22 protein-coding genes and 2 pseudogenes are annotated in these 26,649 nt (G+C 65.6%); 14 read left to right on the top strand and 10 right to left on the bottom strand.

What is annotated here, in order from left to right; all coding sequences use genetic code 11:
• Positions 1–32 precede the first annotated feature (32 nt).
• A complete protein-coding gene (locus V2L32_RS17980; RefSeq protein WP_331233930.1) occupies positions 33–467 on the top strand; it encodes a universal stress protein in 435 nt (144 codons plus the stop codon).
• A 36-nt stretch (positions 468–503) separates the two neighbouring features.
• Here the strand turns inward: V2L32_RS17980 and V2L32_RS17975 are convergent, their stop codons facing one another.
• Both V2L32_RS17975 and V2L32_RS17970 read right to left on the bottom strand, forming a co-directional pair.
• Positions 504–1,418 (bottom strand): universal stress protein, encoded by a 915-nt coding sequence (locus tag V2L32_RS17975; RefSeq protein ID WP_331233929.1) that lies wholly within the window; start codon positions 1,416–1,418, stop codon positions 504–506.
• A gap of 240 nt (positions 1,419–1,658) precedes the next feature.
• A complete protein-coding gene (locus tag V2L32_RS17970) occupies positions 1,659–2,855 on the bottom strand; it encodes an inorganic phosphate transporter (RefSeq protein ID WP_331233927.1) in 1,197 nt (398 codons plus the stop codon).
• 366 nt (positions 2,856–3,221) lie between these two features.
• Here V2L32_RS17970 and V2L32_RS17965 point away from each other — a divergent pair, with 366 nt between their 5' ends.
• The gene (locus tag V2L32_RS17965) at positions 3,222–3,989 is read left to right on the top strand and encodes an Lrp/AsnC family transcriptional regulator (protein WP_331233926.1); all 768 of its coding nucleotides are present in this window, start codon (positions 3,222–3,224) and stop codon (positions 3,987–3,989) included.
• A gap of 47 nt (positions 3,990–4,036) precedes the next feature.
• Here the strand turns inward: V2L32_RS17965 and V2L32_RS17960 are convergent, their stop codons facing one another.
• Positions 4,037–4,291, bottom strand: a complete 255-nt coding sequence (locus V2L32_RS17960; protein WP_331233925.1) for a hypothetical protein — start codon at positions 4,289–4,291, stop codon at positions 4,037–4,039.
• Between the two features lie 369 nt (positions 4,292–4,660).
• Between V2L32_RS17960 and V2L32_RS17955 the strand changes: the two genes are divergently transcribed.
• Positions 4,661–6,160: a TrkH family potassium uptake protein gene (locus tag V2L32_RS17955; RefSeq protein WP_331233924.1), complete on the top strand. Its 1,500-nt coding sequence runs from the start codon at positions 4,661–4,663 to the stop codon at positions 6,158–6,160.
• Positions 6,161–6,305: 145 nt separating this feature from the next.
• Here V2L32_RS17955 and V2L32_RS17950 read toward each other — a convergent pair whose 3' ends face one another.
• Positions 6,306–6,740 (bottom strand): hypothetical protein, encoded by a 435-nt coding sequence (locus tag V2L32_RS17950; protein WP_331233923.1) that lies wholly within the window; start codon positions 6,738–6,740, stop codon positions 6,306–6,308.
• 283 nt (positions 6,741–7,023) lie between these two features.
• Here V2L32_RS17950 and V2L32_RS17945 point away from each other — a divergent pair, with 283 nt between their 5' ends.
• On the top strand, positions 7,024–8,748 hold the full coding sequence (locus V2L32_RS17945; protein ID WP_331233922.1) for a cation:proton antiporter: 1,725 nt from the start codon (positions 7,024–7,026) through the stop codon (positions 8,746–8,748).
• Positions 8,745–10,412 carry a cation:proton antiporter gene (locus V2L32_RS17940; RefSeq protein ID WP_331233921.1) on the top strand — a complete coding sequence of 556 codons (1,668 nt, stop codon included), beginning with the start codon at positions 8,745–8,747 and terminating at the stop codon, positions 10,410–10,412. The genes V2L32_RS17945 and V2L32_RS17940 overlap by 4 nt, the downstream gene beginning before the upstream one ends.
• A 58-nt stretch (positions 10,413–10,470) precedes the next feature.
• Here V2L32_RS17940 and trkA read toward each other — a convergent pair whose 3' ends face one another.
• Complete coding sequence (trkA, locus tag V2L32_RS17935) at positions 10,471–11,805, bottom strand: Trk system potassium transporter TrkA (protein WP_331233920.1); 1,335 nt, start codon at positions 11,803–11,805, stop codon at positions 10,471–10,473.
• 167 nt (positions 11,806–11,972) lie between these two features.
• Here trkA and V2L32_RS17930 point away from each other — a divergent pair, with 167 nt between their 5' ends.
• A complete protein-coding gene (locus V2L32_RS17930) occupies positions 11,973–12,692 on the top strand; it encodes a universal stress protein (protein WP_331233919.1) in 720 nt (239 codons plus the stop codon).
• Between the two features lie 120 nt (positions 12,693–12,812).
• On the opposite strand, the gene V2L32_RS17925 is transcribed toward V2L32_RS17930, so the two are convergent.
• On the bottom strand, positions 12,813–15,077 hold the full coding sequence (locus V2L32_RS17925; protein WP_331233918.1) for an amino acid permease: 2,265 nt from the start codon (positions 15,075–15,077) through the stop codon (positions 12,813–12,815).
• 476 nt (positions 15,078–15,553) lie between these two features.
• Positions 15,554–16,042, bottom strand: coding sequence for a cation:proton antiporter regulatory subunit (locus tag V2L32_RS17920; RefSeq protein WP_331233917.1), 489 nt, complete (start codon positions 16,040–16,042; stop codon positions 15,554–15,556).
• A gap of 189 nt (positions 16,043–16,231) precedes the next feature.
• Between V2L32_RS17920 and V2L32_RS17915 the strand changes: the two genes are divergently transcribed.
• The 6 genes from V2L32_RS17915 to V2L32_RS17890 all read left to right on the top strand — a co-directional run bounded on the left by V2L32_RS17915 (position 16,232) and on the right by V2L32_RS17890 (position 23,119).
• Positions 16,232–17,506, top strand: a complete 1,275-nt coding sequence (locus tag V2L32_RS17915; protein ID WP_331233916.1) for a cation:proton antiporter — start codon at positions 16,232–16,234, stop codon at positions 17,504–17,506.
• A gap of 52 nt (positions 17,507–17,558) precedes the next feature.
• Positions 17,559–19,304: a cation:proton antiporter gene (locus tag V2L32_RS17910; protein WP_331233915.1), complete on the top strand. Its 1,746-nt coding sequence runs from the start codon at positions 17,559–17,561 to the stop codon at positions 19,302–19,304.
• Positions 19,297–20,982, top strand: coding sequence for a cation:proton antiporter domain-containing protein (locus V2L32_RS17905; RefSeq protein WP_331233914.1), 1,686 nt, complete (start codon positions 19,297–19,299; stop codon positions 20,980–20,982). Before V2L32_RS17910 ends, V2L32_RS17905 begins: the two co-directional genes overlap by 8 nt.
• 73 nt (positions 20,983–21,055) lie before the next feature.
• On the top strand, positions 21,056–21,394 hold the full coding sequence (locus V2L32_RS17900) for a hypothetical protein (RefSeq protein ID WP_331233913.1): 339 nt from the start codon (positions 21,056–21,058) through the stop codon (positions 21,392–21,394).
• Positions 21,395–21,444: 50 nt separating this feature from the next.
• Complete coding sequence (locus V2L32_RS17895) at positions 21,445–21,927, top strand: hypothetical protein (RefSeq protein WP_331233911.1); 483 nt, start codon at positions 21,445–21,447, stop codon at positions 21,925–21,927.
• A 31-nt stretch (positions 21,928–21,958) separates the two neighbouring features.
• A complete protein-coding gene (locus tag V2L32_RS17890; RefSeq protein ID WP_331233910.1) occupies positions 21,959–23,119 on the top strand; it encodes an NAD-binding protein in 1,161 nt (386 codons plus the stop codon).
• Positions 23,120–23,203: 84 nt separating this feature from the next.
• On the opposite strand, the gene V2L32_RS17885 is transcribed toward V2L32_RS17890, so the two are convergent.
• The 3 genes and pseudogenes from V2L32_RS17885 to V2L32_RS17875 form a co-directional block, all read right to left on the bottom strand.
• Positions 23,204–24,214, bottom strand: a complete 1,011-nt coding sequence (locus tag V2L32_RS17885; protein ID WP_331233908.1) for an AI-2E family transporter — start codon at positions 24,212–24,214, stop codon at positions 23,204–23,206.
• 121 nt (positions 24,215–24,335) lie between these two features.
• Positions 24,336–24,614: pseudogene (locus V2L32_RS17880) on the bottom strand (type II toxin-antitoxin system RelE family toxin); the annotation flags it as partial.
• On the bottom strand, positions 24,607–24,900 hold the full coding sequence (locus tag V2L32_RS17875) for a ribbon-helix-helix domain-containing protein (protein WP_331236632.1): 294 nt from the start codon (positions 24,898–24,900) through the stop codon (positions 24,607–24,609). The pseudogene V2L32_RS17880 and the gene V2L32_RS17875, both read right to left, overlap by 8 nt.
• Before the next feature lie 78 nt (positions 24,901–24,978).
• Here V2L32_RS17875 and V2L32_RS21170 point away from each other — a divergent pair.
• Both V2L32_RS21170 and V2L32_RS17870 read left to right on the top strand, forming a co-directional pair.
• A pseudogene (locus V2L32_RS21170) lies at positions 24,979–25,089 on the top strand (7-carboxy-7-deazaguanine synthase QueE); the annotation flags it as partial.
• A gap of 76 nt (positions 25,090–25,165) precedes the next feature.
• Positions 25,166–26,551 (top strand): aspartate aminotransferase family protein, encoded by a 1,386-nt coding sequence (locus V2L32_RS17870; RefSeq protein WP_331233907.1) that lies wholly within the window; start codon positions 25,166–25,168, stop codon positions 26,549–26,551.
• Positions 26,552–26,649 lie beyond the last annotated feature (98 nt).

The raw sequence follows: 26,649 nt of genomic DNA, 5'->3' as shown, positions 1-26,649 counted from the left end.
ACGAGATCGCTCGACGCCGACGGTGGACGGCGATGAACCGCGAACTCCTCGAACGGGTCGTCCTCCCCGTGGCGAACGAGGAGGACGCGCGAGCGACGGCCGACGCCGTCTCGCCCTACCTCCACACGGGAGACGAGGTCGTCGTACTCCACGTCGTCGAGAAGGCCGGGGGCGCGCCCGACAAGGCGCCGGTTGAGATGCGTGAGGAGGAGGCCGACAAGGCCTTTGAGGCGATGCACACCCGACTGAGCGAGCGGGACATCGACGTCGTGTCGGAACTCCGGTACGGCACGGACGTCGTCGAGACGATCGTCGATACGGCGGTCGAGATCGACGCGAGCGCTGTCGGGATCACGCCCCGCGAGGGATCGCGGATCGCGGCGCTGCTCGGCGGGGACGTCGCCTACCGTCTCGTCACCAACGACCGCTGTCCGGTGATCTCGTTCCCGGTCGCCGACCGCGACTGACCCTCCGGAGTCGATCCGCAGCGAGTGGGGGGATCGTTACCTCCGTACTTGACCGAAGAGGCTCGTGAGACGCCTTCGGACCGCCCCCTCCGCGGCGCGTGCGAGGATCACCGTCCGGTCGGTCCGTTCGGTGACCCGTCGTGGGATCGAGCCGACGAGTCGCCGGCGGAGCGCGCCGTGGCGGGTCGTGCCGAAGACGATCACGTCGTGTGACTGCGCGAGGTCGACCAGGGCGTCCTCGACGTCCCCCGACTCGACGAGTTCCGTCTCGATATCGACCGAGGGCCCGCTCGCCTCGACGAGGGCGTCGCTCGCGGCGGCGATCGACTCGCTCGCCTCCTCCGCGTCGTCCGGGCTCGCGACCGAGACGACGACCACCGTCGCGTCGTTCGCGGCGGCGATCGCCTTCGCCACGGACGCGGCGGGCCGGACGTGCGGGCCGCCCGCGACCGGCAGGAGCACGGTCTCGACGCTTCGGGCGACCCGGCCCACGTGTTCGACGTAGACGTCACACGGGGAGCGCTCTATGATCGCGTCGACGGTCGTCCCGAGGATCGCGTCCCGCCTGCTGGTCCGTTCCTGCCAGCCGATCACGAGCGCCTCCGCCTCCGCCTCGTCGATCGCCTGGAGGATTCCCCGGGCGGCCGAGCGCGCCACGACGATCTCCCCCTCGACCGGGATGTCGTTCGGGGCGGTCGCTTTCGCCCGTTCGAGGAACTTTCGTCGGTCGCCCGAGTACTCCTGGACGATCGTCTCGTCGGTGAACATGCTCACCGGCGACGTGCTGGATTTGACCACCACGGTGACGATCCGAATCCCCGCCTCCCTGACCCGTGCGATGTCCCCGGCGGTCCTGGTGAGCTGTTCGACGTGGTCGGGGTTGCCGACCGCGACGAGCACCTCCGGTCGCTCCCCGTTCATCGTCCCACCGTCGTCGTTCGGTTCGCGCATCGAGTGCGACCGTCCCGACCGGAGGCCCTACGGAGCTCTCTTGCCGCGGGAGATCGGTGGGGTGCGACCGCTCGAAGCCCGGTACCCGGGTCGTCGTCGGTCCCTCGTGGGGACGGAAGGGCCATAGCTATCGTGTGAGACGGTAACGTGCAGTATAGTCCTTTCGCGGACCGATCCGCCCGCATACCGGGATCGGGCGTCGACGGAGCGGCCACGAGCACCGGGATCGTGACGTCGGCGTCACTGCACGCCGAGCAGTGTGCTGGCACCGAGGTAGAGCCCGTAGCCGACGCCGAGCGAGAGGACCAGCGACGCGACCCAGGCGAGGGCAGTGTAGAGGAATTTCTCCCGGCTGACCCCGGCGCTCCCGACCGCCAGGCCGGTCCCGGCGATGGCGCTGATGAAGATCTGGTTGAACGCCATCGGGAGCCCGTAGAAGATCCCGATCTGGGCGATGACGAACGAGGGGATGAGGATCCCGATCGACCGTCGCGGCCCGAGGTCGGAGTAGTCCTGTGAGAGCGCCTTCACCATCCGGCTGGCGGCCATCCACGTCCCGAGGAGGAGGCCGACCCCCCCGAAGACCAGCACGGGTCCGATCGAGATCGACGCCGAGACCTCCCCGAGCAGCGGCACCAGCGGCCCGACGGCGAGCCCGACCTTCCCCCCGCCGGCGGTGAACGCGAGGATCGCGCCGAGCGAGAGCAGGAACCGTCGCTGGGCCCGGACGGGGTCGTTCTCGGTCGCCCGCGCGACCACCGCGGCGAACCCACCGGCGATGAACAACGTGACGGCCGCCTGGCCGACGAACGGCGTTCCCGGAAGGGTGCCCGAGACGACGGTCGCGATCGACGCCTCCTCGCCGGGCGGTCCGAGGACGAGGAACTCCATGTTCGCGATCACGGCGCCGACGACCGCCGCGAGAACGCCGGCGGAGACGCTCTCGCGGACGCGGTCGCTCCGGAGGAGCTTCGTCGTCGCGTACGCGGCGGGCGTGACCGCGATCGGCGTCACGATCCAGTAGGCGATGATCTCCGTGTACGTCCCCCACGCGGGGTCGCCGCCCATCGCGAGCCCGACCCCGACGACGCTGCCCGAGATGGCGAACGCGGTCGCGATCGGATACCCCTTGAAGACGCCCGCGGCGATGCAGATCGCCCCGATCGTGAGCGCGACGGTCGCGCCGAGCGGCGAGAGCGACACCCCCCGGATCAGTCCCGCCCCGATCGTCTCGGTGACCGCCGCGCCCTGGAGCACCGCGCCGGCGAACCCGAGGATCCCGACGACGAGCGTCGCCCGCATGATCGAGATCGCGTTCGCCCCCACCGCGGGCGCGAAGGGCGTCGAGCCGGTCGAGCCGGCGCCGATCGTCCACGCGGCGAAGAAGCTCGCACAGATCGCGACGACGAGCAGGCCGACCGTGAGGGCGTCGACCATCCCGGGCTCACGACCTCCGGTCGTCCGGAGCGGGTCTCCCGCGAGCCCTGCGGGCGTCCCCTGCCATCCTCATCTACGGTACCGTTCACCCCGACCGTTATGCGTTTTCGGGTGACGGCCACCCCGTCCGTCCGATCACGCACCCGAAGGTTCGACGAGCGCCTATTCGAATGCCCGTGGTGTGGGGTTCGTCCTCCCTCGTCCGGTTCGGTTTCCTCCACGTTCCAAAGACGGTGGTGGGGTGTTCTCTGCCCAACCCGCTGATGACGACGCGGCCACCCTCGCTGGTTCTGAACGCGACGTGAAATCGTCGGACCGATTTCGTAACCACCGGGGGTTAACTGGTTCGACGGCGACGCCCGTGACATGAGCACCACGGACGCGGACGCCGACTACCGGCTCGACGAAATCGACCGACGCATCATCTACGCACTTATGGCTGACGCGCGCAACACCTCCGCCCCGATGGTCGCCGAGGAGGTGAACGTCTCCGCCGGGACGATCCGGAACCGGATCAACCAGCTCGAGGCCGCCGGGGTGATCCGTGGCTACCACGCCGACGTCGACTTCGAGCGGACGGACAGACGGCTCACGAACCTCTTCATGTGTAACGCCCCGTTCGCCGACCGCGAGACGGTCGCCGGACGGGTGCGGACGATCGACGGCGTGGTCAACGTGCGCGAACTGATGGGCGGGCGGATGAACCTCCACGTCCTCGCGGTGGGAGAGAACACGGCCGACCTCCGTCGGATCGGCCGCTCGCTCTCCGAACTCGGTATCGAGATCGAGGACGAGGTGCTCGTCCAGAACGAGGCGTTCTACCCCTACGAGCCGTTCGGGCCCGAGGAGGGCGGGACCGCGAAGACGCTCGCCGATTTCATCAGCCTCGCCGGCGGATCGGAGGTCATCGAGGTGACGGTACGGACCGACGCCCCGCTCGCCGGTGTCAGGCTGGAGGACGCGGGTTCGGAGGGGTTTCTCGACGAGGAGACGCTCGTCATCGCGATCGAACGAGACGGCAGCGTGTTGACCCCGCGCGGCGAGACGGAGATCCGCCCGGACGACATCGTGACGGTGTTCTCGCGGGGGGGCGTGAGCGAGGAGACGATCGACGCGTTCCTCGGGAGCGAGTGAGAGCCCCATCCCTGTTGCGTACGTCTCATAGGGATCATCGGAGGAGTTCATCCTTCCTCGATCGCGAATCGAACGACACCGGTGACGTGTGCGCCCGAGAGATCCGGTTGGCTACGATGATCCCTATCAGCACTCTCCTCCTCGCGATATCGGAGCAGCAACCTAGACGGGGTATTTCGTTTGAGCCGGAATACACGACGAACGACTCCCACGACGAACGGGTCGATGCCGAACAGGCAGCCCCCGAAGAGGGCGCCAACGAGCACCTCGTTGCCCGGTTCCGGATCGGGAGGAACGGGCACTCGCATGCGTCCGTAACGGGGGCGAGAACACAAGAGTGAAGACGATAGAGAAGATCGACTCATAAAGACGATCGAGAACCGATACTCGAGTACTTAACATGCCTGTGGACGACTCATCGTGCTGTCCGGAGCCAGACTGTACGGCCCTGATCAGTGCCCGAATTGGAAGCGCTGAAACCGAAGAGATCGTTCTGATCTGCGAACGGGGCCACATGACGACTATGAGAACGGACGACCTCGAGCAGTAGCGATGTCTCCGATCGCCGTCGGTACAGTCCGTGTTCACCCTCCCGAGGCCCCAAACGACAGCCGCCGAGGCGGAAACTACCTACACGCTCGCGGCGACGGTGAGACGAACGAACCGAACACATGAAGACCAACGTCGAGTGGAAAATCAGCGTCGCCCTCCTGGGGACGGTACTCACGTGGCTCAGCGTGCCGCTTCTGATCCCACTCGTCGTAGCACTCGTCTACGGCGAGAACCCAACTCCGTTCCTCGTGACGATCGTCGTCTGTCTCGCGCTCGGCTTCGCCCTCGGGTCGCTCACCGACAGACGCGACGGATTCGGTCCGAGGGAGGCGTTTCTCATGGTTGCAATCACCTGGTTCTCGGTACCTCTGGTCGGCTCGCTCCCGTTTCTCGTCGCCGGCGAGGGATCGATCGCGGGACCGGTGAACGCGTTGTTCGAGTCGATGAGCGGCGTGACGACGACCGGTGCGACCGTCCTGCTGGATTTCGACGACCACTCCCGGTCGATCCTCATGTGGCGGCAGGTGCTCCAGTGGCTCGGCGGGTTAGGGATCCTCGTGCTCGCGACGATGATCCTCTCGGAGCTGGGCGTCGGTGGGGCACAGCTGATGGAGTCGGAGACACAGACGCGGGACGTCAACCGGCTGAAACCGCGGATCTCCCAGACCGCACGCATCCTCGGAGGGCTCTACCTCGGACTCACGCTCGCAAACGTCGCCGCACTATACGCGCTGCACCTCGTGGGGATGGCACCGAACATGGGCCTCTACAACGCCGTGGCCCACCCCTTTACGACGATCGCGACTGCGGGCTTCTCACCCGAACCCCTGAGCCTCGCGGCGTTCTCGCCAGCGGTTCAGTGGGTGACGGTTCTGTTCATGATCGTCGGCGCGACGAACTTCGTCCTGATCTACTTCGCGCTCAAGGGAAACTGGGAACGGCTGCTCGCGAGCGAGGAGTTCCGCTTTTACCTCGGCACGCTCGCGTTCTTTGGTGTCGCGACGGCGCTGTTGCTCGTCGCCGACGCGGAGTACCAGGAAGGCCTCGAACCGACGGTCCGCCACGCAGTCTTCAACGTCGTCTCGATCGTCACGACCACGGGCTACGCAAACGCCGACTTCGACGTCTGGACCGCGGGGGCGAAACACATGCTCTTCCTCTGTATGTTCCTAGGTGGTATGGCCGGCAGCACCACCTGCTCGATCAAGGCACTCCGGTGGCTCGTCGTCCTAAAGTCGTTCAGACGCGACCTCTTCACCGCAATCCACCCCGAGGCGATCCGCCCGATCAGACTCGGTGGGAACGTCGTCGACGAGGAGACGATCCGGGACATCTACGCCTTCGCGCTGATTAACATCGTCATCTTCTTCCTTGCGACGATTTTCGTCGTCTCCGATGCGGCGCGGGTCGGACTCGCGCTCTCGGAGTTCGAGGCGATGGGCGCGGCGGCGGCGACCTTCCTCAACATCGGGCCCGCCTTCGGCGTCGCCGGCCCGTTCGGCACCTACGAGGTGTTTCCGACGGGGACGAAAGTCGTGATGATTTTTCTGATGTGGATCGGCCGGATCGAAGTGATCCCGGTGCTCGTGCTGTTCACGCGGGCGTTCTGGAGATCGTGATACGATCGATCGTCTGAATGCGGACGTTCCAGCTCGGATTCGCTCACTGTCGGCGGGAAGGGCACGAGAATGAAACAGGTGGATACGACAATGGAGCCGCGTCGACCCCGGTGCCGGACCGGATTCGCGACCGAGCAATTGACACCTAGAGGCTCTCTAAGAGCAACTCCAGTTGCTGGTGTGCATCGTCCGAGCCGATGACGATGAGACAATCGCCGATATCGAAGACGACGTCGTCCTCGACGACCCACCTGACCTCCCCGTCACGTTCGAGTCCGAACAGTACCGTTTCCGTCTCCTCCTCGATCACTACCTCGTCCTTCGGGCTTCCGGCGAGTCCTGAGTCCTCGGTGACGGAGTACCACCTGATGTGTTCCCCGCCTGCCGTCTCCTCGCTGATCTGCCCGGCGATCGGCTGGTAGTACGCGCCGACCAGCAGAAGTCCGAGCGTAAGCACCTGCGAGTCCGTCAACGTGAACTGTTCTTCGTAGTCTTCGGCCGAGCCCTCGCGACAGTAGACCTTACGTATACCCGTCGGCTCGATGAGCACCGCGTTACTCCGCTGTTCGTCGAGGTACACCTCGTACCGTTTCCCGACGCCGGGGAAGTGGGCCTCCTTGATGTCGAACGGGATAGGCGCGGATGTACGCTACACCGTCATATCCCTTTGCCCACTACCGGCTCCAGGTGGGTAGTTCACCCGCGATCGTCCCGGATGCATGGGTATACGTTCCGGAACGATGTAGGCCGGAAACCGTACAGCACTGACAAAGATGACGCAGGCCCCATCGTTGGGGCTACGAACGGCGGGGTAGGCAGCGCAATGCTTTATTTGCCGACCTAGTCCAAGTGGTGTCATATAGATGGTGACCGAAGTAGCCGAGATCGCCCTGGCGACGAACTTCGCGGTCATCATCGTCGCCGCGGCCGTCATGGGATTCCTCGCGACCCGAACGGGCCAGCCGACGATCATCGCCTACATCGTAACGGGGTTGCTCCTCGGTCCGGCGGTCTTCGGGATCGTCGAGCCGGGAGCGCTGACCGAGACGATGGCAGAACTCGGGCTGGCCTTTCTTTTATTTCTGCTCGGGATCAAGATGCGTATCGATGAGATCAGGCACGTCATCACGCCGATCGTCAAGATCTCGCTCCCCCAGATGGCGCTCGTCGCGGTTGTGGGTACTGGGACGGCACTTCTCCTCGGGTTCGGGCTCTGGGAGTCGATCCTGATCGGGCTGGCCGTGATGTACAGCTCCACCGCCGTGATTATCAAGATGCTGACCGACAAGGGTACTGCCACTTCGCTCCACGGGAAGATCGACATCGGGATCCTGCTGATGCAGGACATCGTCGTCGTGATCCTGCTGGCCATCTTGGCCGCCGGCCAACCCGATAGCGCAGTCGAAGTCCTGGTAACCCTCGGGACGGTGCTCGTCCTCGTCGCGATCATCGGGATCGTCGCGATCCTCTCCTCGAGATACGTACTGCCCCCGATCTTCGAGCGAATCGCGGGGGACACACAGGTCTTCTTCCTGATGGCCATCTCTTGGGTGTTTCTCTTCCTCTACGTCTCCCAGGAGCTCGACCTCTCGATCGAGATGGGGGCGTTCCTCGCCGGGATCGCCATCGCACAGATGCCGTACAGCAAGGAACTCCAGGCGAGGGTCAGCCCACTCACGGATCTGTTTATCCTCGTCTTCTTCGTCTCGGTGAGCCTCGAGCTCGACGCCGCCGCGCTGCTCACGTACTGGCAGGAGGCGGTGATCGCGGCGCTCGTCCTCATGCCGGCCAAGTTCGTGATCTTCTTCGCCCTGCTCGACTGGCAGGGCTTCGAACTGGAGACGACGTTCCTCGGCAGCGTCAACATGATCCAGGTCAGCGAGTTCGGCCTGATCGTGGGCACCGTAGCGGTCGCCGGCGGGTTCATCGGCGAGGGCATCCTCGGCTTTCTCACCCTCGTTGCACTGTTGACGATGGCCATCTCGGTGTACGTCATCAACTACAACTCGGCGCTTTTCGAGCGCGCGAGACCGATGCTCGGCAGGTGGGAGAGCGACGAGGGGGGACACGACGGGCCGGACGGCTACCACGATCACGTCGTCGTCGTCGGGTTCGACGAGATCGCACGGCGGGCGATACTCCTCCTGGAGGAGCGATACGACGAGATCGTCGTGATCGATCGGAACGCCGAGGAGATCGAAGCGATCGAGGAGGCCGGATACCACGCGGTCTTCGGGGACGTTAAGTACGGGAAGATCCGCAAGGAGGCGGGGGTCGCCTACGCCGACTTCGTGTTCTCCTCGTCGGTCCAGACCGATGTCAATCAGGTACTCCTCAACGAGGTCAAAGAGGACGCCAGGGTGTTCGTCGAGGCCGAGTGGCCCCAGGAGGCGGACGACCTCTACGACCGGGGGGCCGACTTCGTCGTCATGGCGCCACAGCTCTCGGCTGACCAGCTGGGCCGCTACCTCGAATCGTACCTGACGGATCCGGATGAGTTCGAGGACGCTCGGATGGCGGACATAGATATCTTGCGGTCGAACGAGCTGTTCCCGACGACACGGCCCGAATGGGGGCGACTCCGATGACCGAGCTCCTGACCGTCCTCGCGATCATCTTCATCGTCGCCGGGCCGTTTCTCTTGATCGGTAACTTCCTCCGGCTTCCGACCGCCCCGGCGCTGATCGTCGCCGGGCTGGCCGCCAGTCCGTTCATCGACCAAACGCTCAAGCTTGAGATCGCTCAGCTGGGTATCGCCCTCCTCGTGTTCACGTTCGCCGCCAGAATTCAGACGACGGACGTAGAGACCGTGGTCGCCGATACCGAGGTCGTCGCGCTCGGTCAGCTGGCGGTCACCGGGGCTTTGGGGTACGGAGCCGGCTTGCTGTTGGGTCTCCAAGACGACCAAGCGATCTTCCTGGGAATCACGGCGGCGCTGTCGTCGTCGATCGTCGGATCGACACTTTTCCTGGCCGGGGAGCAGGACCTCGTCCACGACCAGCTCTCGGAGTCGATCCACTCCGTGCAGGACTTCGCGGGACTTCTCTTGCTGCTGGTCGTGAGCGCGGGCACGTTCGTCCTCGACCCGATCGCGAATCAGATCGGCTACGGCGTCATACTCCTGTTGCTCGCGGCCGTGATCAACCGACACCTCTTCGGCGCGATCGGTCGGTTCTCCGGCGGGGCCGACGAGCCGATGCTCATCGGAACGGTCGCGTTGTTGGTCGTGTTTCTCGGAGCGGCCGAGTTCGTGGGAATCCCGATCGTGGTGGGCGCCTTCGCGGCGGGCATCGCCGTCCATCACGACCCAGTCGAGTACTCGGGTATGACCAACGGCCTGGAGTCGGTGAACGACTTCTTCGCCGCGGTTTTCTTCATCACGGTCGGCTCCTTGGTGGCCCTGCCGACGGTCGACGTGGTCCTGAAGACCCTCGTACTCGTGGTTCTGGCAGGGATCGTCAAACCGGCAATCACGATCGTCCTGCTCATGTACAAGGGGTACGAGCGGCGAACGGCGACGCTGACGGCGTTCAACCTCGATCAGGTCGGGGAGTTCGCCCTAATAATCGCCATTCAGGCCCTCTTCCTGGGTGTCCTGGTGGGGCCGGTCTTCGACGCGATCATCCTCGCGGCCGCGATCACACTCGTGACCTCCAGTTTCACCCGCTACTACGACGAGCGTGTCTACCGTACGCTCGCGGAGTACGGCCTGTTGGGCGATCACGGGAAGACCGTCGAGCGGTGGAGTTCGGTCCCCGAAAACCTCGCCGACCACATCGTAATCGTCGGCTACGGCCGCCACGGCCGCCGGCTCGTCGAGGTATGTGAAGAGCACGGCCAGCCGTACGTCGTGATCGAGAGCAACCCGGCGCTGATCGAGGACCTCCAACGGGACTGCGAGGCCTACGTCTACGGCGACCTCATCGAACGGGTCACCATCGAGAAGGCCGGACTGACCGACGCGCGAATGGTGATCTCGACGGCCGACTCGCGTCCGGTGAACGAGCACCTGGTCTCGTTTGCAGACAGGATCGACGTGATCGTCCGGACAAAGGACAGGACGAGCGCGCGGGAGTTCCTTGAACGGGGCGCCTTCTACGTCAGTATCTCGGACCTGCTCGCGGCCGACCGCCTCGAGGAACGATTCGAGGGCCTAATTGACGGCGAGTACGACCCCGAGACGCTCCGAGAGGAACCCGCGATGACGTTCGACGCACACGGCGTCGTTCCCCGTCACTCGACCGACGACTGAACGGCCCCGGCAGCTCCCTACCGCGGCGAAGCCGACGGCCCATTCCCCCGAGTTCGCCTCAGAGCAGCGACGCGACCTTACCGATCCGCTCGGGGTCCGCGAAGAGCACGAGGTGGTCGCCCTCCTCGATCACAGTGTCACCGCGCGGGGTGACGTACTCCTCGCCTCGCGTGATCGCGCCGATGACGACGCCCGTGGGTAAGTCGGTGATCGCCTCGCTGATCGGCCGGCCGACGAAGACGTTCTCCGCGTCGACCTGGACCTCGATCGCCTCCGCGCGGTCGTGGTGGATCAGCGAGATCTTCTCCATCTGTCCCTCGCTGGTGAAACGGGTGATCTGCTCGGCGGTGACCTCCCGCGGGCTCACCGCGACGTCGATCCCCACCGTCTCGAAGAGGTCGACGTAGGCGGTGTGTTCGACGATGGCGATCGCCCGACTCGCCCCGAGGCGTTTCGCGAGCAGACAGATCAGCAGGTTCTGCTCGTCGCTGCCGAGCGCGGCGACGACGACGTCTGCGGTGTCGATGTGTTCGCGTGCGAGGAACTCTACGTCGGTCGCGTCACTCTGGAGGACGACTGTCTTCGGGAGCTCCTCTGCGAGCCAGCGGGCGCGCGGGCGCTCCCGTTCGATAAGTCGGGGAGAAAACCCGCGCTCTTCGAACAGCCGGGCACACTGGAAGCCGATCTCGCTGCCCCCGACGACGACCACGTCCTCGCGCTCGGGGATCTCCTTGGGGACGAGTTCTGCCGCGAACTCGAGGACGTCAGCGGGGGTCCCGATCACGACAACGTATGCGCCCGCTTCGAGCAGCGTTTCGCCGCTCGCGATCTCGACCTCGCCGTCTCTGAGCACGCCGACGAACGTCAGCGAGTCGAAGCGGTCCGCCTCCTTGACGGTCTGCCCACAGAGCTCGCTCCCCTCGGGAACGGCGAACTCGGCGATCTGGATCGCGCCCTCTGCGAACCAGTCCGCGTCGTGTGCCGAGGGGAGGCTCGCGACGTTTACGATCGTGTCGGCGGTCAGGAGGTCCGTACAGACCATGTAGTCGACGCCGAAGGCGCCGTCCGCCCGCTCCCACGTGCCGAGGAACGTCGGCCGCTTCACCCGGGCGATGGTGAACGCGTCGCCCACGGCGCTAGCGGTCGCACAGGCGACGATGTTCGTCTCGTCAACGTCGGTACACGCGATCAACATGTCCGCGTCGCTCACCCCCGCCTGATCGAGCGTGTCGAGCGAGGTTCCGTCTCCTGTGATCGAGAGCACGTCGATACTGTACTGCAGCTCCTCGACCAGGTCTTCGTCGCGGTCGACGACGACCACTTCGTGGGAGTCGGCGAGGTCCGCGGCGATGCTCGAGCCCACCTCGCCCGCACCGACGATGACCAGTTTCATAGCGGGCGTTCGGCGCCCCCCGGTATCGGTCTGTCTATCGACGCCCTCTCTCGGCGGTGCTGTCAATCAGGAGCCCGAGCGGACTTCCCGTACGGAGGTTCAGAGACTGGGCGAGTCGGACGCTCGGTTCTATACGTGCCGGAGCCCTCGATAGACGTGAACGGCACATGTCCACACGATCCACGCTCATCCCGGTCGATCTCCAGGCGGCCGAAACGGTTCCGGAGGCCGTCTACGACCTCGTGGGATCCCTCCACGTCGTCCTCTTCGGCTACTACCCAGTTCCCGAACAGACCCCGCCGGCACAGGCCCGGGAGGCGTTCGGGGAGGATGCCGGTGAGCACCTCGAGACGCTCGCCCGGGAGTTCGCCGCACGCGGCGTCGAAGTCGAGTCGGTAGTTGTGTTCACGCCCGATCCCTCCGAGACGATCGAGCGAGTGGCCACGGACCGCGAGTGTCACTCGATCACGTTCGCCGGTAGGACTGATTCGTTCGATCGGGTACTCGTGCCGATTCGTGGTGGCACGAACCTCCTCCGAATCCTCGAAGTCACCGCACGGTTGGCCGATCGGGAGGACCTCTCGGTTATGCTGTTGAACGTGGCAGGCGACGACCGTCGGGAGGCCCAAGCCACCCTGTTCCTCCGTGGTGCGAAGGAGTGGCTCGTCGACGAGGAGGGCGTCGACCCCGCTCGGATCGACACTAGGATAGAGCGCTCGGGCGATCCGGTCGGGACGATCGTCTCCGTCGCGGCCGAGTTCGACGCGGTCGTAATCGGCGAGACGAAGCCATCGATACGGACGCTGATCCTCGGCGATCTCCCTCGGAAAGTCCTCGATAGGGTCGACTGCACGGTGATCGTCGTTAGGCGTGATCGACCGACCTGACTCCGCGTTGACGCCGACTCCGTCGGTTCCCGTTCGTCCCCAAGCCACCGTCCTCCCGTCGACTCCTCGAACGACGCGGAATCCCGTTCTCCCGTCTTCCTCCCGATCGGCGGATGTCGATCAGGTCGAGAGTCGTTCGACGAGTGCCTCGCGGACACTCCGGTGGACCTCGTACGGCCCGCGGATCATCGCGACGTTCCCGTCGGCCTCCGTCGCGATCCGCTCGGCGAGCGAGCCGAAGAGGAGCCGCGAGACCGACCGCTGCTCCGAGACGCCCACACAGACCGTGTCGTAGCTCTCGATCCGTGCGAGGATCGCAGACTCGACGTCGGTGTCGACGACGACCTTCGCGTCGTATTCCTCCGGATCGAGGTCCGCCGCCTCGGCGATCTCCTCGATCATCGCTTCCCCCCGGTCGACCGGGTCCGGCGCGTCATCCTCGTCGACCGGTCGCTGGACGTTGAGGAGCGTCGGTCTCGTCCCGTCGATCGTTGCGAACTCGAAGGCGCGGCGGGCGGCCACCTGCGCGTGCGGACCGGGGCCAGCGAGCGCGACCGGCGTCCCGATCCGCTCGCGCTTGAGGTTCACGATCGAGACCTCACACGGTGCGTCCCGGAGAACGTCGTCGAGGTTTGAGCCGAAGACCTGCTGGCGCGTCTTCTTTGGTCCCTCAGAGCCGATGAGCACCTGATCGGCGTGTTCCTCCTCCAGCACGTCGAGGATCGTCCGTCCGACATCGCGGCCGACGATCGCACGCGTTCTTAGGCTGACGTTCATGTCCTCGGCTGCCTCCCGTGCGCTCCGGAGGAGCTGGCGCTGGACATCGACACGCTCCTCCTCGAACTGGAGCTGCTGTTCGAGCGACGTCTGTGAGGGGACCTGGATGACGTTCACTGTGACGATCTCTGGCGTTTCGCCTTCCTCGGTGTGGGTGTTGGCACTCGCGGCAGCAAGCCGGAGGAGCCCCTTCTGTGTCTCGGGGTTCGAGATCGGGACCACGACCCGGTAGGCCTCCGGCTCGCCCGGCCCGCCCGGTCGACCGACGATCGCATCGCCCACGAGGCTGTCCTCAACGTCGCGCGTCCGTACGTAGAGGGCGTACCAGGCGACGCCGAAGAGGACGATCAGGAAGCCGATCAGCACGACGACCGGCTCCATCTGCGAGACGATGAGCAGCGAGAGGACGATCCCAAGGATCGGGACCGCAGGGTAGAGCAATCCGGGGATGGTGAACGAGGGCTGGTAGTCCTCCGGGTCGGCCCGCCGCATGACAATGATCGCGACGTGGACCAGCGAATACGAGACGAGGAAGCTGAAGCTCGCCACCTCCGCCAGAACGGCGATGATCTCCTCGACCCACAGCCCGGCGAGGACGAGTAACGCGGTCACACCGCCCGTCGCCATCACGGCACGGTGGGGGGTCCGGAACCGGCTATGGGTCTGGTTGAGCCAGTCGCTCATCAGGTTGTCCCGGCCCATCGCGAAGACGACGCGTGCGGCCGCGAGGATCGAGGAGTTCGAACTCGAGATCGCCGCGATCACCGCCGCCACGACGATCGCGACCACGCCGGCCGAGCCCATCGACACCGACGCGACGTCAGAGACCGGCACGAGTGAGTCGCCCAGCGTGTCGAACGGGACGACGCCGGTGCTCACGATCATAACGATGACGTAGAGGATCGTCACCGAGACGACCGAGAGGATCATCGTCAGCGGGATGTTCCGACCCGGGTTCTTCACCTCCTCGGCGACGGTGGCGATGATCTCGAAGCCGAGGAACGTGACGAAGATGAGTCCGGTCGTCGCGATTATCCCGCTCACGCCGGTTGGGGCGAACGGCTCTAAGTTCGTCGGCTGGATGAAGAAGAAGCCGACGGCGACGTAGACGATGATGATCGCCGTCTCGCTCCCGATCATGACGTTCTGGAACCGGCTGGACTCCTCGGTGCCGTAGTAGTTCACCCCGACGAGAAACGAAAGCCCCGCGAGCCCGATGAGGATGATGAGAAAGCGCCCGTCGAGGAACGGGAGCGGCTCAACGAAGTACTGGCCGAACCCGATCATGTAGAACGCGGACGCGAACATCAGCCCCGTCCACATTCCCCAGCCGACGATCGAGCCGAAGAAGCTGCCAAGCGACCGATTGACGTAGTGGTAGCTGCCGCCTGCGATAGGCATCCCGGTCGCGAGTTCCGCGAGCGAGAGCGCCGCGAGCAGCGCGACGAGCCCGCCGATCGCAAAGGAGAGCGAACTCGCCGGGCCGGCCCCCTCGGCGGCGATCCCCGGGAGGATGAAAATACCCGCCCCGATCATCGTCCCGCCGCCCATCGTCATCGCTTCCACGAAGCCGAGATTGCGGGCGAGTTCGCCGTCGCCCCCGCTCACGGGAACTCACCGCGTTCGGTGCGTCCCGATCGAGATCCGCTCCGAAATACTCGGACGTCGGGGAATGTCGCTACCCACACGCACGAATCTCCCCGTATTGACTCGGTCGAACCTGGGACGTCTTGCGGTCCTCTGCATGCCGAGATGGGCACCCACCCGTTCCCGTGGCGCTCACGGTGGACACCCGTTCGGTCGGCGTGCGGTCCCGCCGGAGACGTGATCGACTGTTTCGAGCGAAAAAGAGACCCACAACCCGAGGCCACAGGAGGTCCCCTGCAATCCCGGTCCTCTTACGTTCGACCTGCACTCGTAATTACAACGGCCCCCTCGACAAAAACGTGCACTACGCCGATGCGAGCGCTGACTGGAGACGACATCAGGTGTCCGATCTTTGGTCGAGAACTCGACTCCACTACCGTGAGGAAATCGGGAGGCGGTCATACGCACAGAATCGATGACGGATAGCGAACGAGGACTCACGCCGTTCCGAGTGACACGTTCATCCGCTTGTGTGCCTCACTCGTGCCGATGACGATCAGGCGATCGCCGGCCTCGAGGACGAACCCGTCGGGCGGCGTGGAGAGCACCTTTCCCGCCCGTTCGATGCCGAGGAGTGTCGCACCCGTTTCAGCCTCGACGCCGACCTCGTCCAGTCGCTTCCCCTCGACGGTGGAATCCTCGGTGGTCGAGTACCACTCGATGTGTTCTCCTCCGGCGGTTTCCTCGGCGATCTTCGCTGCGACAGGCTGGTAGTAGGCCCCGACGAGGAAGAGCCCGATCGTGCGTGCCTGCGAGTCGGTGAGTTCGAATAGCTCCTCGTAGTCCTCGTCCGGGTCGTCCCGGTAGAGGACGCGACGGGTTCCGTTCGGCTGGATGACGGTCGCCACGGTCCGGTCCTCGTCGAGGAGGACCTCGTACTTCCTTCCGACCCCGGGGAGTTTGGTCTCCTTTACGTCGAACGGCATAGGTCGATCCTCGCGTGCCACGTACTTACCTCCTGTCGTGACGTTTCAGCGACTCGGCTGAGCGACGAATCCTCTCGGACCGTTCGAGTCGGCAGTGTCGGGGGGAAACGCATTTGTCACGCCGTTCCGAGGTTTCGCCCATGATCGACCGGCAGACGGTCGTCTCGACCGACCGGAGGGCGCCGTAGCATGGCGCTACTCGACGTCGGCGTAATGTTCGCCGCGATCGCGGTCGTCGGATTCGTCGCGAAACGGCTCGACCAGTCGGTGATCCCCTTCTACATCCTCGCGGGGATGTTGCTCGGACCGTTCGTCCTCGGACGGATCGAGCTGCCGACTGCGATCGAACTGGGGGAGGCGACGCTCGGCCCGACGCTCCCGTCGATCACGGAGGGTGAGTTCATCGTCATCGGGGCCGAACTCGGCATCGTCCTCCTCCTGTTCTTCCTCGGCCTGGAGTTCAACCTCGAACGGCTCCTCGCGGCGAAAGACCGAATCGGTAAAGTCGGGACGCTCGACTTCGTCGTGAACTTCGGAGTCGGATTGGCGCTCGGGTTCGCGATCTTCCGATCGCTGCTCCCCGCGTTCCTCGTCGCCGGTATCGTGTACATCTCTTCATCGGCGATCATCACAAAGACGCTGATCGACCTCGAGTGGATCGCCAACGACGAGGCTGAGCCGATGCTCGGGACGCTCGTCTACGAGGACCTCGTGATCGCCGTCTACCTCGCGGTCGCGAGCGCGCTCGTCCTCGGCGGTGACGACCTCGCCGACGCTGCGGGCGGGATCGGGGTCGCGATGGCGTTCATTCTCGGGCTGCTCGTGCTCGTCGCCTACGGGACCAGCTTCTTCGAGCGTGTCCTCCAGACGAACTCGAACGAGATGATCGTCCTGCGTGCCATCGGCGTGACGGTGCTGATCTCCGGCGCAGCACTCGCGCTCGGGGTGAGCGAGGCAGTAGCCGCCTTCTTCGTCGGCATGGCGTTCAGCCCGACGGAGTACGTCGACGATCTTGAACATCTCCTCGAACCACTTCGGGACACGTTCGCTGCCGTCTTCTTCTTCTGGATCGGGCTCGTGACCGACCCCGCGCTCTTTCCCGCGGTTGCCGGTCTGATCGCGGTCGCGGTGGTGCTCACGACCCCGACGAAGCTCGTCACCGGCTTCTTGAGTGGGAAGGTTTACGGGTTGAATGACCGCCGCTCGGTCCGGGTCGGCCTCGGGATGACCACCCGTGGGGAGTTCTCGCTGATCATCGCCGCGATCGCTGCGAGCGGCGCAGGTCTCGCGCTCACGGAGGCAACCGCTGGGACGATCTACGCCTTCGCCGTCGGCTACGTCCTCGTGATGAGCGTTCTTGGCACGACGTTCATGCGTTACTCGGGCGCCTTCGAGCGGCGGGTGCTCTCACTCCGGGGATCGGACGAAGTCGGGACGACCACCGATCAACACCGTTCGCCGTAACGAAAACCCCTATACGGCCACCGATTCAGAGACGATACAGATACGATACAGAATGGCCACAGAGATAGCGCTCGCCGCGGACTTCGCGATCATCATCGTCACGGCGACGGTGATCGGCTTTCTAGCGAAGCAGACCGGTCAGCCGACGATCATCGCCTACATCCTCACCGGGCTGATCCTCGGGCCCGTCTTCCTCGACGTCGTCACCGAGGAGGGTCTCGTCGAACTGATGGCCGAACTCGGCCTCGGCTTTCTCCTCTTCTTGCTCGGGATCAAGATGCGTTTCGACGACATCAGGGAGATCCTCCGGCCGATCACGAACATCGCGATCTGGCAGACGGTCCTCCAGACGGCGCTCGCGTTCGGTATCGCGTTCGCGCTGGGTTTCTCGATGGTCGAGACGATCATCATCGCGCTCGCGACGGTCTTCGGCGCGACGCCCGTGATCGTGAAGATCCTCACCGACAAGGACGAGATCACCGCGTTACCTGGGAAGATCGACGTCGGCGTGCTGATCGTCCAGGACATTTACTTAGTATTCGTCCTCGCGATGCTCTCGGCGGGCACGCTCGACAGCCCGAGCGAGATCGCCATCACGCTGGTAACGATCACCGTCCTCATCTCCTTCATCGGGATCTTCTCGCTCGTCTCCTCGCGGTACGTCCTCCCGACCCTGTTCCGGCGGATCGCCGACAACAAGGACGTCTTCTTCATCGTCGCGCTCGCGTGGGCGTTCCTCTTCATCACGGTCTCGGAGGAGTTCAACCTCTCCGTCGAGGTGGGCGCGTTCCTCGCGGGGATCAGCCTCGCACAGCTCCCCTACAGCAAGGAGTTGGAGGAGCGGATCAGCCCCGTCACCGACTTCTTCATCCTCGTCTTCTTCGCCTCGATCGGGCTTCGGCTCGCCGCAGACGACCTGCTGGCGTACTGGGTCGAAGCAGTGATCGCCTCCGTCGTCCTGATGGTCGGTAACTTCTGGATCATGTTCTACCTGATAGATAGAGAGAACTTCTCGGTCGAGACGTCCTTCATCGGCTCGATCAACATGATCCAGGTCAGCGAGTTCTCGCTGGTCGTCGGCGGGATCGCCGTCGCCCAGGGCTTCGTCGGCAACGAGATCCTCGGCTACCTGAGCCTGATGGCGCTCCTGACGATGAGCGTCTCCGTCTACATCATCAACTTCAACCACGAGATCTACGAACGGGTCGCACCCTGGTTCGAGCGGTTCGAGAGCGAGGAGAAACGCGACGTCGACCTCCCCGAGTACCGCGACCACGCGGTCGCGATCGGCTACGACGAGATCACGAGGAACGCGCTTCCCCTGCTCGAGGAGACGTTCGGCGAGGTGGTCGTCATCGACCGGAAGACCGCACACGTCGAGGAACTCGAAGAGGCTGGTTACAACGCTATCTACGGCGACTTCAGACACACCGAGATCCGGAAGGCCGCCGGACTGGGCCGGGCGAAGTTCGTCCTCAGCTCGTCGGTCCAGCCGGAGGTGAACAAGGCGCTGCTCTCGGAGGTGCCCGAGGATGCCACCGTGTTCGTCGAGGCGAACTGGATCGCCGACGCCCGCGACCTCTACGACCTCGGCGCACACTACGTGCTGATGAGCACCCACCTCACCGCCGAGCGGATGAGCGAGTACCTCGAGCGCTATCTCGAGGACCGAGAGGCGTTCGTTCGGATCGTCGCCGAGGACATCAGACGGATTCGACGGTACGAGGAGAGCGTTCCGGACGGACGGGCGTCGCTCGGTCCCGAGGAGTTCGGCCAAGGGGTGAGCCGCGATGAGTGAGCTTCTCACCGCGCTCGCGCTCATCTTCGTCGTCGCGGGAGCTCTGTTGATCGTCGCGAACCACTTCTCGCTCCCGACGGTGCCGTTTCTCCTTCTGGCGGGGCTGATCGCCGGTCCGTTCATCGACCCTGCCCTGCTGCTCGAACTCGCGCAGTGGGGGATCGCCTTCCTCGTCTTCGTCTTCGGCGTCCATCTCGACCTGCGCTCGATCGGGACGCTGGTGCGCGAGGCGGAGGTCGTCGCGGGGATCGGGCTGCTCGTCGTCGGCGTGCTCGGCTTCGCCGTCGGCATCGCGCTCGGCTACGACGAGTTGAACGCGCTCTACTTCTCGATTACCGCCGCGCTGAGTTCGACGATCGTCGGCGCGGGTCTCCTCCAGGAGGAGATCCGGGAGAACCTCGTCTACGGCCGGCTCGCCCAGTCGATCCACTTCGTTCAGGACCTCGTCGCCATCGTGCTCGTGTTGATGCTGAGCGCGGACGCCTTCACTCCCGACGCGATCAGCGCCGGCCTCGGCTACGGCGTGATGTTCCTCGCCGTCGCGTACGTGATCAACGCCCACCTCTTTACGCCGGTCTCGCGGCTCGCCGACGGCTCGCAGGAGCTGCTTATGATCGGGTCGATCTCGATCCTGATCGCCTTCCTCGCCGCGGCCGAACTCGCCGGAATCTCGATCGTCGTCGGGGCGTTCGCCGCGGGGCTGGCGATCGAGCGCGATTTCACCAGGAACCTCGGGATGCTCAACGGGATCGAGTCGATCAAGGACTTCTTCGTCGCGGTCTTCTTCGTCACGATCGGCGCGCTCGTGCTGATCGAGACGCCCGACCTCACTGTGCTCGCGACGGCGGGCATGCTGATCCTGATCACCGCGCTGGTCAAGCCGGCGGTCACCCTCGCGACGATTCTCTGGGAGGGCTACGAGAGCCGGACGGCGACGCTCACGAGCGTGAGCCTCGATCAGGTCAGCGAGTTCGCGCTCATCATCGCCATCGAGGCGTTCGTCATCGGCCTGATGGCACCCGAACTGTTCCAGGCGGTGATTCTCGCCGCGGCCGTCACGATGGTCACGGCCACCTACACCCGCAGACACGACGACCGGATCCACGACCTAGTGCTCCGGGTCGGCTTTCGCTCCCCTCACGTGAAGACCGACGAGCGGAGCCGGGTCGACGAGACGCTCTCGGGTCACGTCGTGATCGTCGGCTACGGCAGACAGGCACGACGGCTCGTCGAGACCGTCGAGGCAGGCTCGGTGCCCTACGTCGTCATCGAGAACGACCCCGGAATGCTCTCCCCGCTCCAGCGCAACTGCCGGAACTTCGTCTTCGGCGACGCGATGAGCGAGTACACCTGGGAGAAGGCCCGGGTCTCGGAGGCGTCGCTCGTCGTCTCGACGGCCAGCCAGCCACGGCTCTCCGAGCGCGTCCTCTCGCTCGAGGCAGACGCCGACGTGATCCTGCGCGCGCGCACGGTCGGGGAGGCGAGCGCGCTCGTAGAGCGTGGTGCGCTCTACGTGAACGTCCCCGACCTGCTCGCGGCCGACAGCCTCCTCGACCACGTCCGGGAGGTCACCGAGGAGCCCGCCGCCCGCGAGCGCCTCCGCAGGCGTCATCTCGACGAACTCCTGGAGTTCGACCGGATGGGCTTCGCCTCGATGAGCGAGGAGATAAAGCGGTGAGCGGGGGGTGACCCCCCGGGGGTGCTCGGCGTTAGCGAACCGATTATATACCACCGCCCCTCCGGTCGACCGGATGTCGCCCGAGGCCCTCCTCCTCGCCCTCTCGCTGTCGGCGCTCTACGTCGCCCACCGGATGTTCGCCTCCGCGGACGACCGGCTCTACGACGAGATCGAACGCGCCCGCACACAGCGCCGCCAGGCGATCGAGGGCGGACTCGTCCCCGAGGACTGGGACGGCGAGTGCCCGCTCAGACCGTGTCAGCTCTGTCGGTCGCTCAACCGCCCCTCGTTCGTCCGTTGTCGGAACTGCACCTCCCACCTCCCGCGGGACACCGTCAGCCCGGCCGGGATAGACGGCCACGTCTCCCGGGCGGAGCTCCGCGTCGAACGCGAGGCCGAGGCCGGACAGTGAGCCCTCTTCGGGCCGACAGATATTTATCCTGATACGTCTAGTCGGTACCGATGAGTTCTGGCCGTCTCGACCGCCTCCCCTCGCGCGAGGCGCGTCCGGACGAGGGGATCGGCTCCCGGAAGGAGACCGACGGGTACGCCGCGTGGAACGAGAGCCGGGATCCCGATGCGGCGTACGAGCCTCGACGGGGTGTCGACGCCTCGAGACGACCCGGCGACGTCGCGAGACCGGTCGCGGGCGACGGGACGGAACCGTCGCCGGGCTGGAAACGGACGCTTCGGCTCTCGCTGTTGGCGGGCGTCCACACGCTCGCGGTGATCGGATCGACGGTGGTGAGCCTCGCTGCCGTCGGGTGGGTCGCGGGCGAGCCGTTCTCGTTCGTGGCGGCGGCCGAGACGCTCTACGTGCTCACCGTCGCCGGGGGCGCTGAACCGGCGCTCACGCTCTCGCGGACCTACCTCCTACTCTCGCTCGCGCTCCCGTTCGTCGTCGCGATCGTCTGCTTCGCCCACCTCTCGACGCGGTTCGAGTAACGGGTTTAGCCACGAGTCGCGTTCACCCCGTATGGGCTGGCTTCGGCGACGGGGGTTCTCCGGTACGCGGCTGACCGTCGGGCTCGTCTCGGCGGTCGCGGTGCTCTCGATCGGTACCGGCGTCGCGAACATCGGCCAGGAGGTCTTCCAGACGACGCTGCTCGACCTCGACCTCGTTCCGAGGTGGATTCAACAGACTGCGGGGTTCACCGGCGCGATGACGGGATTTCTCATGTTGGCGGGTGCCTACGGCCTTCACAGCCGCCTCCGGATCGGCTGGTACATGTCCATCGTCCTCCTCCCGATGACGGCGTTCCAGGGGCTCGTCCAGTCGAGTCCGGCCTCGGTCCCCCTCGTACTGCTCTCGCTGCTCGCGATCCCGAACGTCTGGGCGACCCGGAGGGCGTACCGACGGTCGATCGATCTGACCACTGCCCAGATCGCGGCGGGCCTCGCGCTCGTCGGATCGCTCGCCTACGGGACGTTCGGCACCTACGCGCTCAGAGAGGAGTTCGACGGGGTCGAGACGCTGCTCGACGCCTTCTACTTCACGCTCGTCACCGCGAGCACCGTCGGGTTCGGCGACGCGACGGCGAGCCCCGAGGCACAGGGCGCGCGCCTGTTCGCGCTCTCGGTGCTCTTAGTGGGTACCTCCAGCTTCGCGGTCGCCCTCGGCGCGCTGCTCGGTCCGGCGATACAGGCACGGTTCACCACGGCACTCGGAAAGATGACAGACACAGACCTCGACTCGCTCGACGACCACGTACTGGTGCTCGGCTACGGCGACCTCACTGAACCGATCGTACAGGACCTCGACGGACGGGTCCCGTTCGTCATCGTCTCCCGGAGCGATCACGAGGGGCTCGCAGAGCGTGGCTACCCCCGACTTCGGGCCGATCCCTCCGAGGACGACCCGCTGCTCCGTGCCGGGCTGGAGCGCGCTCGGGCGGTCGTCGTCGCGACGGAGAGCGACGCACAGGACGCGCTGTGTATCCTCACCGCGCGTCACCTCAATCCGGAGGTCCACATCGTCTCGGCCGCCACGGACCGGAACAACGTCGCGAAGCTCGAACGCGCCGGCGCGGACGTGGTGATCAGCCCCGCGACGATCGGCGGCCGACTGCTCGCGCGGTCGGCGCTCGACGGCGACGACGCCGAGGTGGCCGCGGACCACCTCTTGCGGGAGCTGTAGGGCTCGTACTGTCGGCTGTACGTCGGGAGAGAGTATCGACCACCCGTGGTGTCGAGAATCCTCACCCAGTTACAGCCGACACAATCAGGTGCTCAACAGCTCCAGGCTGTCGTAGTGCTCGTCGAACGTCTCGACGACCACCTTGAGCGAGGCGACGACGATCGGGCCGAAGAAGAGCCCGATGAAGCCCATCAGGTAGAGCCCGCCGATCACGCCGACGATGATGACGCTCGGGCTCACGTCCGCCCGGCCCACGATCAGCGGGCGGAGGAACTCGTCGGAGATGCCGACGACGACCGTGCCGTAGACGAACAGCGCACCGCCCAGGACCGGCTCGCCGGTCCAGACGAGCCACGCGGCGGCCGGCGCCCAGATCACGAACGTGCCGATCGCGGGGATCAGCGCGAGGATGATCATGAGGGCGGTGAAGAAGGCGACGTTCGGGACGCCCGTCGCGAACAGGCCGACGCCGGCGATCACACCCTGGATCACGGCGACCGCGACGTGGCCAACGAGCACGGCCCACGTGATCTCCGAGACCCCGTCGAGCAGGTCCTCGATCACGGTCGGCGGGAGCGGCAGCCTGTCCCTGAGCCAGTCCATCAGCGCCGCCCCGTCTTTCAGCAGGTAGAAGAGGATGAACGCGGCGAGGCCGAGGCCGATCAGCGTGTGAACGAACGAGGCGAAGACGTCGGTCGCGCTCCCGAAGGCGAGTTCCACGACGGTCTCGACCGATCCGGAGACCGTCTCCGCGAGATTCACGTCGAAGCCGGTCAGGTCCTCGATCCCCTCCTCGAGCGCCTGGAGTTCGACGTCGCCCTCGTCGATGTCCCCCGCGAGGTCGATCGCCTCGGCCGCGACGTACGCCACGAGCACGACCAGCGGAACGGCGACCGCGAGCGTCGCCCCGACGACGAGGACGAGCGCGGAGATGGCGCTCCCGACTCGCGGCTCGAGCCGCCGGTGGAGCGGGAAGAGGACGTACGCGAGCAACACCGCGGCGAGGACGAACTGGAGGAACGGCTCGACGAGCAGTGCCGAGACGTACGTGACCGCCAGGACGAGCAGAACCAGAAACGCCTTGCTCACGTTCATGGGTGATCTGGGTGCGCCGCCCGGATAAGCGACGGCGCGCAGGTGCCGCCCGATCGCCCACGAGACGGGCTATCGGTACACCCCCCGCTTCACGTCGACCCGCTCGCCGGGGAGGTGACCAGTCGTCGGCAGTGTAGGCCCCGCTTCGGTGTTCGATCCGGTGTACTTCGAGGACTGATTCGTCATGGTCGAGCGTACGCGCGAGTCGGTACTGGCCGACGCGGAGTTAAGAGAATGGTCCACCGGTGAGGGGTTCGAGGAAATCACCCGGTTCTCGCCATTCGGAGTTCACGACCTCGTCGAGTTTCGAGACGATTCGATCCTGAACGTGTGAATCGAACCGGTCGAACTGATTCGCTGCGCGTGGCGTGAGCTTCCACGTCCACGCCTCGTCATTCATCGTCTTCGCTACGGTTCATCATCTCGAGGACGTCCTGCCGCGAAACCAGTTCCGCGCGACCGCTTCTGAGTTCGTGTTCGCTCGCGGCGATCTGTTTCCATCCTTCCCGGGAGAACTCGGGGTGTTTCACCGCGTCCCGGGCCGCATAGCGGAGGAACTCGCTACGGGAGTTGAACCCCTGTTCCTCCCATGTCGCGTCGATGTCTTCGAGGAAGGCTCTACTCAGTCGGAGGTTGATCTGGACCGTCTCCGGGCCGTCGTCGGTTCCGGTATCGGCATTCGACATATACACATGCTTTACTCTCGGGATGCATAACTCTTCCCACGCCGGTTCGATCGCGATTTCCACGAGGGGGTCACGACGGGCGCGACCCGTGAACGACCGGCCGAAACCAGGAATCGGATGATGGAGTGTGGCTTTCGTCGTACGCCGCGGCTGTACGTCGACCTGTGGGACGACGCGCCGGGGCGGTGAACGTCGACGGTCGGGTGCCCCGTCGAAACGCCCGGGTCGGGGGGCGTTTTATGACGGAGACGCTCGAGAGCCGACCATGGCAGAACGGACCAGGGAGTCGAACGCGGAACGCGAGCGCTCGGTCGTCGAGCGATACCACGAGCGGACGGAGGCCTCCAGAGCGCACTACGAGGAGGCGTGTGAGTACCTGCCCGGCGGGAACACGCGTGAGGTGCTCTACTACGAGCCGTACCCGACCTACCTCGTCGGCGGCGAGGGTGCGTACGTCACCGACGCCGACGGTACCGAGTACCTCGACCTCCTCAACAACTACACGTCGCTGATCCACGGTCACGCCCCACCCGAGAGCGTCGAGGCCGCCATCGACGCGGTTCACAGGGGGAGCGCCCCGGGCGGACCGACGCCGGACGAGATCGACCTGGCGCGCCACCTCGTCGAGCGCGCCCCGGCGGTCGAGAAGGTACGCTTTACCAACTCGGGGACCGAGGCGACGATGAACGCGATCCGGGCGGCCCGTGCGTACACCGGGAACGACGTGATCGCCAAGTTCGAGGGGGCCTACCACGGCACCCACGACGACGCACAGGTGAGCGTTCACCCCCCGCGCCACCTGGCCGGACCGGCCGACGACCCCGAGAGCGTCCCCGACTCGGCGGGCGTCCCCACCTCGAAACGGGAGGAGGTCATCGCGCTCCCGTTCAACGACGCCGGGGCCACCGTCGAGAAGCTCGACCGCCATCGGGAGGAGCTGGCGGGCGTGCTGGTCGCGCCGTACATGGGGTCGGCCGTGATCCCGATCGACGGCGACTTCCTCGGGACGCTCTCGGAGTGGACCGATCGTGAGGACGTCCCGCTGATCTTCGACGAGGTGATCTCGTTTCGCGTCGCGTACGGGGGTGCCCACGCCGCCCTGGACGTCGAACCGGACCTGGTCACCTACGGGAAGGTCGTCGGCGGCGGCTTCCCGGTGGGCGGGTTCGGCGGTCGCGAGGAACTCATGGCGCCCTTCGACCCGCGTGGTGGCTCGACCGTCGTCCACTCCGGTACCTTCAACGCGAATCCGGTCACCGCGTCGGCCGGTCTGGCTACCCTTGAGCGCTTCGACGAACGCGCCGTCGAGTGCCTCGACGAGCTGGGTGCGAACCTGGCGACCGCGAGCCGTGACGTGATCGCCGACCGGGGGATGACGCTCCAGGTCAACCGGGTCGGGTCGCTGTTCGCCCTCTACCTGACGCCCCATCCCGTAGAGACGTTCCGCGATACGGACGGTGTCGGTGCGCTCGAACGCCGACTGTTCCACGAACTCATGGAGGAGGGCGTCCGTCTCGCGCCGACGCTCATGGGCTGTCTCTCGACACCGATGGACGAATCAGAGGTCGATCGCTTCGTCGAGGCGCTCGATTCGTCGCTCTCCCGGATGCGTCCGACGGTTGCCGCCCGGGCATCCGCGCTCCTCGGGTAGCGTGGACCCGCTACTGCCGCTCGACGGGTGCGAGTCGCCGTCGCGAATCTCCACCGGCCGAGCTTCCCGCCTCCCCCAGCCGACGGAGTGCCTCGAAG

This window comes from Halalkalicoccus sp. CGA53, assembly GCF_036429475.1.
Classification (GTDB): Archaea; Halobacteriota; Halobacteria; order Halobacteriales; family Halalkalicoccaceae; genus Natronorarus; species Natronorarus salvus.
The sequence above is the reverse complement of the archived record's forward strand: the minus strand, read 5'-3'. Positions and strand labels throughout refer to the sequence as shown.